The following is a 12,802-nucleotide window of genomic DNA, read 5'->3' on the forward strand; positions in this document are numbered from 1 at the left end:
CCCCAGCCCTCTCCCCATAGGGGAGAGGGGGAAAGGGAGCCGATCTTCATGGTTTTCAGAACCTGAGTTCGGTTCGATATTTCAGGTCGATGGAGCTCTAAGAATACCTCGGTCAGTCCCCTCGCCCCCTCGGGGAGAGGGTTAGGGTGAAGGGTCGATATCCCTGACTCAACAACCAACTCCTGACCACCCGCCCCTGCTCCACCGTCAACCCCGCCAGCACCTGCTCGGCCGGCTCGACACGCAACCGCCGCACCAACGGCGCCAGCTCAACCCCTTGCACATGCCAGATCCCCAGCGGTTGATCCGCCGTGATCACCACCTCGACCTCATCCACAAAACCATCTTTCAGCACCGGCGCCCGCTCAATTCTCAACGCCGCAAAATCCGCCTCGGCATGGGCCACTTCAGCATCAGGCCACTGTCGCCGCGCCTGCCAGAACGGCTGTTCCAGCCACCGCTGCTCATTGGCATAAAAATCCCGCCCGATCCGCGCAAAGCGCAAAAACAGCTGTTCCACTCGCTGTTGATGAAAGCGCTGGGCCAAGGCTGCTCGCTCGGGCTTACGCAACAACGTGTTGATCACCGTGGGCGCCTGCAACGCTGAAGACAAGGACTGAAAGATGCCATTGCCCGACAGCGGATCCACCGCCATCGCGGCATCGCCCACCCGAATCCAGTGATCGCCACACACCTGCGCGCTCAAGATCGCCGTGCTGCTGCGCGCATGCAACTGAAGATCGATTTCAGCACCAGCACCGAAAAACTCACGCGCCAACGCCGAGCCCTGACGTCGCGCGCGACAGTAATCCAGCAACTTCGCCTTCCCCGGCAAATCGGCACTGGCCACGTCCACCGTCCATTGCCAGTAACACTGGCCGTCGGCCCGTCGCGCCATCCAGGCCCAGCCGCTCTCAAGGCTCTCCACCGCGCTGGCGGTGCTGCCTGGCCTGCCTTGCCAGCGATTGAGCAGGCTGACTGTCTCAGGCCCGCGCAGGCCTTTGCCGAGCGCAGGAGCCTGACGACCACGCGCTTCCACCAGAAAATCCGCGTTCAGCGCCTCGCGCCCTTCAATTTCGACCCGATGTCCGGTCGCCGAGGTCTGAACGCCCAGCACCCGGCCTTCAATCAACTCGACGCCCGCCAGGCGCAGGTCTTCGCGCAAGCCTCTGTCGAAGCTCGGACGGTCCAACAGAAACTCGATGTTTTGCGCATGCTGCTGACCGTTCCACGACACCTGACGCTGAGAAGGCAACGCCGCATCCGCGAGCGCTTGATGCAGGCCCGCACCGCGCAAAGCCTCCAGCACCCGAATGGAAACACCTTCCAGCGCCGCAAACCGCCGCCACTCGCTGACCAGGGTCACGGCATAACCAAGCCGCCGCAAACCCAAGGCGACCGCCGCACCTGCGGGCCCCGCGCCAAGAATCAGAATCATGGGCCGAAGCGCCGTTCAGGACCGCGGTACCGGGCGTTCTCGCGCAGCCATTCGATGACGTGTTCATTGCTCGCATCGGGATGCGCAACCAGGAAACCGGCAATGTGCCCGCTCAACGCCGCACAGCCAAGACTCGCACCCGATTGCCCCGGATAGGTCCCGTGCACGCACGCCGCAAAATCGGCCTGGGCACTGTTGAGCCAGGACCATTCATGTTCGGCGCAACGGGCATCACCGGTGACTCGCAGCACTTGAGGATAATTCGCCGGAAACACGCCCTCACCCTGCGCCGGGCTGGAGGCGCACAGCAAAATGCCGCGCGCCACCGCCGCTGCGCAGGCTTCGCGCAACAGGCTTCGATCCTGTCGTAATCCCAGGCTCAAATTGATCAGCCGAACGTCCTGCGCCACCAGCCAGTCAATCGCGGTAGCGATCTGCAAGGCGCTGGTGACGCCCCGCTGGTCAAACACCTGGCCCACGCAAAACACCGCCGCAGGCGCCCGTCGACCGATCGCCTCGATCACCGCGCTGCCGTGGCCCAGCGGATCGTCGCGCAAGTCGCTTTCGGCCAGGCCATCCTCGAGCAGCGAGAAGCGCCGTCCCGCAACCACTTGCACCCGTTGCGCCGCCGAATGTCCGCTGTCGACCACGCCGATTCGTAGCTCAGGCTTCATGCAGCACCGTTTTTGAAGTGAGCAAGCCGTCGAGCAATTCAAAGCGCAAATCGGCATCGGCGAGCGTGGAAGGTCGATGGCTGATCAGGATTCGCGTACGCCCGGCAAACAGTCGGTCGATGGCCTCGATGACTTCGCGCTCGGTGGCTTCGTCCACCGCTGAGGTCGCTTCGTCCAATACCAGAATCAGCGGATCCTGCAACAGCGCGCGAGCGATGGCGATACGCTGTTTCTGCCCGCCGGACAGCTGCTGGCCGCGCTCGCCCAGCGGGCTGTCGATACCTTCGGGTAACGACTCGATCAGGCTGTCCAGTTGTGCCAGTCGCGCGACTTCGGCAATCGCTTCACGACTGGCGTCCGGCACCGCGTAGGCGAGGTTGTCCGCGAGGCTTCCTCGGAACAGCACAATGTCTTGACTGACCACGGCAATCCGCCGACGCAGTTGGAACAGGTCCAGTTCTCGCAGATCCACCTCTCCCAGTAGCACCCGGCCGGATTGTGGATCGTGATGACGTTGCAGAAGATCGACGAGCGTTGATTTACCGACGCCGGAGCCGCCGCTCAGGGCGACTTTCAAGCCATAAGGGATTCGCGCTTCGATGCCGCGCAAGGTCGTCGGGCGACCGGGATGGCTGAAGTGCACGTCGTCAAATCGCAACTCGCCGAAGGTCGGCATCGGCTTGGGCTCAACCGGTGTCAGCACCGTCGGTTCTTCACCACGCAATTCCATGACCCGACCGAGGCTGACGGTCATCCGCTGAATCGCGACATAAAGCCCGAGCAGACTCTGAACCGGCCCGACCGCCATCCCCAGGTACGTGGAAAACGCAATCAGCGCGCCCAGTTGCCAGGTCCCCTGCACCACCCAATAACCGCCAATCAAAAACGCACAGGCGCGGGACAATGACGTCAGTGTGCCGGGCACTGCCTGGGTGAAAAACTCGGTGACTTGCAGGCGCAGCAACTGGCTCATGTAGCCTTGACCGAGCGACTCCAGCCGACGCGACTCACGTTGTTGCTGGCCGGCCGACTGGATGAATTTCATCACCGGCAAAGTCTCGACCATGAACGAGGACATGTCCGCCGAGCGCTCGCGCAACTGCCGCACATCGCGCTCAACCTTGCGCCGCATCCAGCGCAGCCAAAGTATGTCGAGGGGAATCAGCACCAGCGCCAGCAGCGAGAGCTTCCATGACAGGGTCAGCAGCATCGCCACCGCAACCACCAGGCCAATGACGCTGGATACCGCCGAAAACAGTGAATCCACAGCGAAGCGCTGGATCTCCGCGACGTCGCCATCGAGGCGCGACATCAGATCACCGATGCGCCGCTGCCCGTAAAAACTCGGCGACAGGGTTTGCAGATGCCGATAAAGGTCATCGCGCAGCGAGAACAGAATCCGCCCGGACAGTCGCGTGTGCAGGTAGCGATTGATCCCCGACAGTGCCGTGCCGAGCAACCCGGCGAGAATCATCAACCCGGCAATCAACACCAGCATCGGAAAGTTTTTCGCCAGCAAGCCATCGTCGATCAGCAGTTTGGTCAGCCACGGTTGCACCAGCACCAGCGACGAGGCGCAGACCGACAAACCGAGCAGCCCGGCAATCGCCAATCGATGCGGGCGCACGAAACTGTAGAGCCAGCGCAGCGCTGCTTGCAGGGTTTCGGGGTTCTGGCTGTCGATCAGCCGAACGATCAAGCGCTGCATCACGAGCGCAACTGTTTGAGCTTGCGATACAGGGTCGCGCGGCTGATGCCCAAGGCGTCGGCGGCGGCCGAGACGTTGCCCTGATGGCTGTCCAGGGACTGGCGGATCAGCTCCAGTTCGTTTTCGCGAATGCTGCCTGATGCCGGGCGTTCTGTGGCGGTCAATTCGTCGAGCATGCTGTCGGGCAAGTGGTCGAGAGTGAGCACCGTGTCCCCGGGCTCACGCATGGCCAGCGCGGTACGCAGGACCATTTCCAGTTGGCGGATGTTGCCCGGCCAGTGATAGCCGTCGAGCAAGCGGCTCAGATCGTCATGCAGGACCATCGCCGGGGCACCAAGCTTGGCAAGCAGACGAGCAACCAAACCGCTGAAATCCTCGCGCTCGCGCAGGGCCGGGAGCATCACGCTGATGCCGTTGACCCGGTAGAAAAGATCTTCGCGAAAGTGCTTTTCTTCAACCAGGCGTTTGAGGTCGCGGTGGGTGGCGCAGATCAGTGCAACGTCGATGTCTTGTTCCTCGCCGGCACCCAGTGGCGCGACTTTGCGGTCTTGTAATACGCGCAACAAACGCGCCTGCAAGGCCAGTGGCATATCGCCGATTTCATCGAGAAACAAGGTGCCACCGTGGGCCTGTTGCAGGCGACCGATCATGCCGCCACGACGGGAGCCGGTGAAGGCGCCTTCGCGGTAGCCGAACAGTTCCGACTCGATCAGGCCTTCGGGGATCGCCGCGCAATTCACCGCAACGAAGGGCTTGTCACAGCGGGTTCCGGCCATGTGCAGTGCGCGGGCGATGACTTCTTTACCCGTGCCGGTTTCACCGAGCAGCAACACAGGCAATTCATTGGCCAGCCCTTGGCGAGCCATGCGCAAGGCCCGGGCGTAACGGACGTTGCTGCCGGCAAGGGATTCGAGATCCGGCTGCGGTTTGGCGGTTTTGGCGGTGGTGCGCGGCGGCGTGCTGACATTGATCGAACGTTGCGGCGCACGCAGGGTTTTGTAGAAGAATTCGCCTTTGGCGGTCTGCAAACTGCCGACGCCACCTTGATGCAGACGCGACAGCAATTGCAGGCCATCGACACCCAGAAACTCTTCGCAGCGTCGACCGACCAGCGCCGAACGCTCGGCACGCAGCAACTGACAGGCCTGGGCGCTGACCGCGAGGATCTGCCCGCCGAGGCTCACTGCCAGCAGGCCCTGCCAAGGGGATTCGAGGTATTGCCGACGGCTGTGGAAGGCCAGGACGATTTCGTCCGGATAACTGGCGTTGAACACGCGGCTTTCGATCTGGCTGACGGCCATGGCCAGCAACGCGGTGCTGTCATGCACGCGGCCGAGCGGGCCTTCGCGGGTCAGGTCGAGAACGCCGAGAATGTCGCCTTGCGGGCAATGGATCGGCACCGACGTGCAGGAGAAATCGCTGAGACGGTCGAGGTAATGTTCGCCGCAATCGATCATCGTCGGTCGCGCTTCGACGAGTGCGGTGCCCAGTGCGTTGGTGCCGCGAGCGGCTTCGCTCCAGCAGGCGCCGAGGGTGATGTCTTGCAGGCCGCTGCCCTTGAGGCGATCGGCGCGACCTTCGACAGCCAGGATGGTGGCATCGGAGTTGGCGAGGATGATCAGGCCTTCCTTGCCTTGGCGCTCGGCGAGGTAATCGATCGCCGGCAATGCGGCGTCGATCAACAGCCGATTGCTCGCCAACAGCACGTCGAGGCTGGCACTCGATTCCAGCGCCAGTTCGTGCTTGGCGTTGAAATGCACGCCATGGCTGAGACTGCGCCGCCACGAGGCATCGATTTCGGCCCGCAGCACGCCATCGGGGACTTCGCCCTCGAGATGGAGTTTTTCCCGGGCGAGCCGGGCTTCGCGGTGAAGCGTGGGAGGAGTTGTTTTTATTAGCGTCATCAAGCGCTCCGGATCGGTCCGCTTTGCGCTTATTCAAGATCAGCGCCCTGCCGCAATCTTTACGTTAACGTCAGGGCGATGGCAAGTGCCTTATGGCGCTTGTGTTCTGTCAGGTGGACCGCGTTATCGTTCTTCGCGGGAAAGCCCACTCCCACAGGTGACCGCACTCCTCTGAAAGAACGCGGTCACCTGTGGGAGCGGGCTTGCTCGCGAAGGCGATCTACCAGACACCATCAATCCTTGATTGCTTAGACGTGTGGATCGCCCGGTACCTTGCTCGGCGTGGCGTATTGCGGCTTGAGATGGCCGTCCTGATCGAGCAACCAGGCGTCCATGATTTGCCGCACGACCGGGCCGGCGACACGACCACCGGCCTCACCGTTTTCGATCATCACCGAGATGACAATCTTCGGGTGTTCAGCCGGAGCGAAGCCGACGAACAGAGCGTTGTCGCGGTTACGTTCCAGGGTCTTCGCCCGGTTGTAGCGCTCGCCTTGCTTGATCGCGACGACTTGCGCGGTACCACTCTTGCCGGCGATGCGGTACTGAGCACCCTGTGCCGCCGCTCGGGCAATCCCGCGGGCGTCGTGCATCACCATCTGCATGCCATGGTTGACCTGCTCCCAGTCACGCGGGTCCTTGAGCAGGATGTTCGGCATCGGATGCTCGTCCACCGGCGCAACACCGTCCACGGTCTTGGCCAGGTGCGGCCGGTTCCACACGCCTTTGTTGGCGATCAGCGCGGTGGCCTGGGCCAGCTGCAGCGGCGTGACCTGCATGTAACCCTGGCCGATGCCGAGGATGACCGTCTCGCCCGGGAACCAGGCCTGACGGCGCGTGGCACGCTTCCAGGCCTGGGAGGGCATCAGCCCGGCTGACTCCTCGAACATATCCAGCGAGACTTTTTCGCCGAGCCCGAACATCGCCATGTAGTCGTGCAGGCGATCGATGCCCAGCTTGTGGGCAAGGTCGTAGAAGTAGGTGTCGTTGGAGCGCATGATCGCCGCGTCCATGTCCACCCAGCCGTCGCCGCTGTGGTTCCAGTTGCGGTATTTGTGATCGAAGTCCGGGAGTTGGTAGTAGCCGGGATCGAAGACGCGAGTCTGAGGGGTGACAACGCCGGCATCGAGACCGGCAATGGCCACCTCGGGCTTGATGGTCGAACCCGGCGCGTAAAGGCCGCGCAGGACGCGGTTGAACAGCGGCCGATCAATGGAGTCGTGCAGCGCCGCGTATTCCTTGAAGCTGATGCCGGTGACGAACAGGTTCGGGTCGAAGCTGGGCTTGCTAACCATCGCGAGCACTTCACCGGTCGACGGGTCGAGCGCCACCACTGAACCACGACGATCGCCCAAGGCTTCCTCGGCCGCTTCCTGAAGTTTGACGTCCAGACTCAGGACTATGTTTTTGCCGGGGATCGGATCGGTGTGCTTGAGCACTCGCAGTACGCGACCCTGAGCGTTGGTTTCGACTTCTTCGTAACCCACTTGGCCATGCAACTGCGACTCGTAGAATTTTTCGATGCCCGTCTTGCCGATGGACTGGGTGCCGCGATATTCCACCGTATCGAGGGCTTTGGATTCTTTTTCGTTGATGCGACCGACGTAGCCGATCGAGTGCGCGAAGTGCGCGCCCAACGGGTAGTGACGAACGAATTGGGGCTCGACATCGATCCCTGGCAGACGGAACTCGTTGACCGCGAGTACCGCGATTTGCTGTTCACTGAGCTCGTAGAGCAGGGTGACCGGCACAAACGGGTGGCGCGCCTGCTTCATGGCCTTGTCGAACAGTGTCCGATCCTCGGCGGGCAAATGCAGGAGATCGACCACCTCATCCAGTTCTTCTTTGACGTCGGAGGCGCGTTCGCGGGTGATGGTCAGGTTGAAGCTGGGCCGGTTGTCTGCAAGGACTACACCGTTGCGGTCGTAGATCAGCCCTCTCGCGGGGGTGATTGGCAGGACATGTACGCGGTTGTTTTCGGAGATTGTGGAGTGATAGTCGAATTCAACCACTTGCAGGACATACATGCGCACCACTAGCGCGCAGGTAATAGCGACGACGAACAAGGCGCAAGCCATCAGTCTCTTGTTGACCAGCCGCGTCTCTTTTTCGTGATCCTTGATGGGTATCGGTTGGGGCATTTCTGCAGCAGCTCTTTGACTAAAAAAGGGGGCACCGCTCCGTAGGCTTTTCATCAGTCCGTTAAAAAACGAGCTGCACCATACCAAAAACCAAGCGGTCACTTTAGCCCGATTTACTCGAACGGTTGTCCTTGAGAGCCAAAACGACAGTCGGTTTTTTCTGTAACTCGTGCGTTTTGTTCAAGATTGATATTCCGATTCATGCATTTTTCTTGCAGGCGGGCCTGTAGATACTGGGTGCATGTCATTCCATTTCGTTTTCTGGGAGTCTTTTCATGCATCCGCGATTTCAACGATTACTCGGTTCGAATGGGTTTTCCATCGGACTGGAACTGCCACTGGATAACGATTGGTCCAGCGATGGACAGCGGCTGCGGATTGCTGAAGATCGGCCGTTCGGAGTTCCGGATTTGAAGCAGCACGCGGCGATGGCGCGTTTGGCTGACAATGCCGGTTTTCGCGCCCTTTGGGTACGTGATGTGCCGGTTTACGACCCCAACTTTGGCGATGCGGCACAGGTCTTCGAAACCTTTTCCTACCTTGGGTATCTGGCCGGGATCACCGACAACATCATGCTCGGCACGGCGGCAGTTGTGTTGCCGTTGCGTCAGCCTTGGTTAACGCTCAAGGCAGCGAACAGTGTTGATGAACTGAGTGATGGGCGTTTGTTGCTTGGGGTGGCCAGTGGTGACCGGCCGATGGAATATCCGTTGTTTGGGGTGGATTACGATCAGCGCGGGGAGATTTTTCGCGACACGGTTGAGTTGATACGCAGTCAGGGTGAAGGTCGATTGCCTGAGGGGGCTCGATTGCTTCCGGAGCGCGATCACTCTGCGCCGTTACTGGTGGCAGGTCTGGGCCAGCAATCACCAGCATGGATTGGTGAACACATGGATGGCTGGCTCGCCTACCCTGGAACGCCGGATGAGCATCGGCGTCGAGTGGAACTGTGGCGGGAAGTAGGAGGTGATAAACCTTATATCAGCTTTGTACACCTGGATCTGGCTGCTAATCCTCATGCCCCCATGCGACGTGTGCGCTTCGGTGGGAGTTGTGGACGGCTGGCCTTGATTGATGAGCTTCAGGCGTTACGTGAGGCAGGTGTGCAGCATGTCGGCTTGCACGTGCGTCGTAGCGAACGCCCTGTGGCGGAGGTTATTGAAGAAATAGCAGAACACGTACTGCCGAAGTTTCACTAACGACGCAGACGGATCCTGGGGCAGTTATCAGACTGCCCTTTTCTTTGCGCCACTTTCCTGCGGACAAAACAAAACCCCAATTGCTTTCGAAATTGGGGTTTCGGAATTTAATCTTGACGATGACCTACTCTCACATGGGGAAACCCCACACTACCATCGGCGATGCATCGTTTCACTGCTGAGTTCGGGATGGGATCAGGTGGTTCCAATGCTCTATGGTCGTCAAGAAATTCGGTAGCCAGGTCGTGGGCCCTTGCGGGTTCACGCTCCAGCGAATGGGTATGTGACAGCTTGGTGTTTTGTGAGTATCTCGAACTTTCGGTTCGTTTCGTCTTCACACACCGCAATCTGGTGCTCTTTCGCCTTTGGGCTCGAAGCAAGCAAATTGCTTGGGTGTTATATGGTCAAGCCTCACGGGCAATTAGTATTGGTTAGCTCAACGCCTCACAGCGCTTACACACCCAACCTATCAACGTCGTAGTCTTCGACGGCCCTTCAGGGGACTCAAGGTCCCAGTGAGATCTCATCTTGAGGCTAGTTTCCCGCTTAGATGCTTTCAGCGGTTATCTATTCCGAACATAGCTACCCGGCAATGCCACTGGCGTGACAACCGGAACACCAGAGGTTCGTCCACTCCGGTCCTCTCGTACTAGGAGCAGCCCCTCTCAAATCTCAAACGTCCACGGCAGATAGGGACCGAACTGTCTCACGACGTTCTAAACCCAGCTCGCGTACCACTTTAAATGGCGAACAGCCATACCCTTGGGACCGGCTTCAGCCCCAGGATGTGATGAGCCGACATCGAGGTGCCAAACACCGCCGTCGATATGAACTCTTGGGCGGTATCAGCCTGTTATCCCCGGAGTACCTTTTATCCGTTGAGCGATGGCCCTTCCATACAGAACCACCGGATCACTAAGACCTACTTTCGTACCTGCTCGACGTGTCTGTCTCGCAGTCAAGCGCGCTTTTGCCTTTATACTCTACGACCGATTTCCGACCGGTCTGAGCGCACCTTCGTACTCCTCCGTTACTCTTTAGGAGGAGACCGCCCCAGTCAAACTACCCACCATACACTGTCCTCGATCCGGATAACGGACCTGAGTTAGAACCTCAAAGTTGCCAGGGTGGTATTTCAAGGTTGGCTCCACGCGAACTGGCGTCCACGCTTCAAAGCCTCCCACCTATCCTACACAAGCAAATTCAAAGTCCAGTGCAAAGCTATAGTAAAGGTTCACGGGGTCTTTCCGTCTAGCCGCGGATACACTGCATCTTCACAGCGATTTCAATTTCACTGAGTCTCGGGTGGAGACAGCGCCGCCATCGTTACGCCATTCGTGCAGGTCGGAACTTACCCGACAAGGAATTTCGCTACCTTAGGACCGTTATAGTTACGGCCGCCGTTTACCGGGGCTTCGATCAAGAGCTTCGCGTTAGCTAACCCCATCAATTAACCTTCCGGCACCGGGCAGGCGTCACACCCTATACGTCCACTTTCGTGTTTGCAGAGTGCTGTGTTTTTAATAAACAGTCGCAGCGGCCTGGTATCTTCGACCGGCATGGGCTTACGCAGTAAATGCTTCACCCTCACCGGCGCACCTTCTCCCGAAGTTACGGTGCCATTTTGCCTAGTTCCTTCACCCGAGTTCTCTCAAGCGCCTTGGTATTCTCTACCCAACCACCTGTGTCGGTTTGGGGTACGGTTCCTGGTTACCTGAAGCTTAGAAGCTTTTCTTGGAAGCATGGCATCAACCACTTCGTGTTCTAAAAGAACACTCGTCATCAGCTCTCGGCCTTAGAATCCCGGATTTACCTAAGATTCCAGCCTACCACCTTAAACTTGGACAACCAACGCCAAGCTGGCCTAGCCTTCTCCGTCCCTCCATCGCAATAACCAGAAGTACAGGAATATTAACCTGTTTTCCATCGACTACGCTTTTCAGCCTCGCCTTAGGGACCGACTAACCCTGCGTCGATTAACGTTGCGCAGGAAACCTTGGTCTTTCGGCGTGGGTGTTTTTCACACCCATTGTCGTTACTCATGTCAGCATTCGCACTTCTGATACCTCCAGCAAGCTTCTCAACTCACCTTCACAGGCTTACAGAACGCTCCTCTACCGCATCACCTAAGTGATACCCGTAGCTTCGGTGTATGGTTTGAGCCCCGTTACATCTTCCGCGCAGGCCGACTCGACTAGTGAGCTATTACGCTTTCTTTAAAGGGTGGCTGCTTCTAAGCCAACCTCCTAGCTGTCTAAGCCTTCCCACATCGTTTCCCACTTAACCATAACTTTGGGACCTTAGCTGACGGTCTGGGTTGTTTCCCTTTTCACGACGGACGTTAGCACCCGCCGTGTGTCTCCCATGCTCGGCACTTGTAGGTATTCGGAGTTTGCATCGGTTTGGTAAGTCGGGATGACCCCCTAGCCGAAACAGTGCTCTACCCCCTACAGTGATACATGAGGCGCTACCTAAATAGCTTTCGAGGAGAACCAGCTATCTCCGAGCTTGATTAGCCTTTCACTCCGATCCACAGGTCATCCGCTAACTTTTCAACGGTAGTCGGTTCGGTCCTCCAGTTAGTGTTACCCAACCTTCAACCTGCCCATGGATAGATCGCCCGGTTTCGGGTCTATTCCCAGCGACTAGACGCCCTATTAAGACTCGCTTTCGCTACGCCTCCCCTATTCGGTTAAGCTCGCCACTGAAAATAAGTCGCTGACCCATTATACAAAAGGTACGCAGTCACCCAACAAAGTGGGCTCCCACTGCTTGTACGCATACGGTTTCAGGATCTATTTCACTCCCCTCTCCGGGGTTCTTTTCGCCTTTCCCTCACGGTACTAGTTCACTATCGGTCAGTCAGTAGTATTTAGCCTTGGAGGATGGTCCCCCCATATTCAGACAAAGTTTCTCGTGCTCCGTCCTACTCGATTTCATGACTAAGAGATTTTCGCGTACAGGGCTATCACCCACTATGGCCGCACTTTCCAGAGCGTTCCGCTAATCTCAAAGCCACTTAAGGGCTAGTCCCCGTTCGCTCGCCACTACTAAGGGAATCTCGGTTGATTTCTTTTCCTCAGGGTACTTAGATGTTTCAGTTCCCCTGGTTCGCCTCTTAAGCCTATGTATTCAGCTTAAGATAACCATCTTATGATGGCTGGGTTCCCCCATTCAGACATCTCCGGATCAAAGTCTGTTTGCCGACTCCCCGAAGCTTTTCGCAGGCTACCACGTCTTTCATCGCCTCTGACTGCCAAGGCATCCACCGTATGCGCTTCTTCACTTGACCATATAACCCCAAGCAATCTGGTTATACTGTGAAGACGACATTCGCCGAAAATTCGATAATACTCAATTAAGAGCAACTCACAAATTTTACCTTAGCCTGATCCGTTACCAGTGAAAGTAACGTTCAGTCTATCTTTCTATCACATACCCAAATTTTTAAAGAACGATCTAATCCAAAGACTAGAAATCAACATTCACCATCATCACAATGGAATGCTCATTTCTAAGCTTTCAACAAACAGAAGCAGTAGTGGTGGAGCCAAACGGGATCGAACCGTTGACCTCCTGCGTGCAAGGCAGGCGCTCTCCCAGCTGAGCTATGGCCCCGTATTTCTACAGGTTCCCACACAAAATTGGTGGGTCTGGGCAGATTCGAACTGCCGACCTCACCCTTATCAGGGGTGCGCTCTAACCAACTGAGCTACAGACCCAATTTCGGGCTGCTTC

General features: G+C 58.2%; 6 protein-coding genes, 2 tRNA genes and 2 rRNA genes. 1 reads left to right on the top strand and 9 read right to left on the bottom strand.

Annotation, left to right across the window (positions count from 1 at the left end):
• Nucleotides 1-112: 112 nt before the first annotated feature.
• The 5 genes from DJ564_RS22530 to mrdA all read right to left on the bottom strand — a co-directional run bounded on the left by DJ564_RS22530 (nucleotide 113) and on the right by mrdA (nucleotide 7,865).
• Nucleotides 113-1,438: an FAD-dependent monooxygenase gene (locus DJ564_RS22530; protein ID WP_109633457.1), complete on the bottom strand. Its 1,326-nt coding sequence runs from the start codon at nucleotides 1,436-1,438 to the stop codon at nucleotides 113-115.
• Nucleotides 1,435-2,112, bottom strand: a complete 678-nt coding sequence (locus DJ564_RS22535; protein WP_109633459.1) for a S8 family serine peptidase — start codon at nucleotides 2,110-2,112, stop codon at nucleotides 1,435-1,437. Before DJ564_RS22535 ends, DJ564_RS22530 begins: the two co-directional genes overlap by 4 nt.
• A complete protein-coding gene (locus tag DJ564_RS22540; protein WP_109633461.1) occupies nucleotides 2,102-3,820 on the bottom strand; it encodes an ABC transporter ATP-binding protein in 1,719 nt (572 codons plus the stop codon). The genes DJ564_RS22535 and DJ564_RS22540 overlap by 11 nt, the downstream gene beginning before the upstream one ends.
• Nucleotides 3,820-5,724, bottom strand: a complete 1,905-nt coding sequence (locus tag DJ564_RS22545; RefSeq protein WP_109633463.1) for a sigma-54-dependent Fis family transcriptional regulator — start codon at nucleotides 5,722-5,724, stop codon at nucleotides 3,820-3,822. Before DJ564_RS22545 ends, DJ564_RS22540 begins: the two co-directional genes overlap by 1 nt.
• Nucleotides 5,725-5,972: 248 nt before the next feature.
• Complete coding sequence (gene mrdA, locus DJ564_RS22550) at nucleotides 5,973-7,865, bottom strand: penicillin-binding protein 2 (RefSeq protein WP_109633465.1); 1,893 nt, start codon at nucleotides 7,863-7,865, stop codon at nucleotides 5,973-5,975.
• 275 nt (nucleotides 7,866-8,140) lie between these two features.
• Between mrdA and DJ564_RS22555 the strand changes: the two genes are divergently transcribed.
• Nucleotides 8,141-9,064, top strand: a complete 924-nt coding sequence (locus tag DJ564_RS22555) for a TIGR03571 family LLM class oxidoreductase (protein ID WP_109633467.1) — start codon at nucleotides 8,141-8,143, stop codon at nucleotides 9,062-9,064.
• 111 nt (nucleotides 9,065-9,175) lie between these two features.
• Here the strand turns inward: DJ564_RS22555 and rrf are convergent.
• The 4 genes from rrf to DJ564_RS22575 form a co-directional block, all read right to left on the bottom strand.
• Nucleotides 9,176-9,291, bottom strand: a 5S ribosomal RNA gene (rrf, locus tag DJ564_RS22560).
• Nucleotides 9,292-9,464: 173 nt separating this feature from the next.
• Nucleotides 9,465-12,356: ribosomal RNA gene (locus DJ564_RS22565) — 23S ribosomal RNA — on the bottom strand.
• 250 nt (nucleotides 12,357-12,606) lie between these two features.
• Nucleotides 12,607-12,682: transfer RNA gene (locus DJ564_RS22570), tRNA-Ala, on the bottom strand.
• Nucleotides 12,683-12,709: 27 nt separating this feature from the next.
• Nucleotides 12,710-12,786: transfer RNA gene (locus DJ564_RS22575), tRNA-Ile, on the bottom strand.
• Nucleotides 12,787-12,802 lie beyond the last annotated feature (16 nt).

It is taken from the genome of Pseudomonas sp. 31-12, assembly GCF_003151075.1.
In the GTDB taxonomy this organism is placed as follows: domain Bacteria; phylum Pseudomonadota; class Gammaproteobacteria; order Pseudomonadales; family Pseudomonadaceae; genus Aquipseudomonas.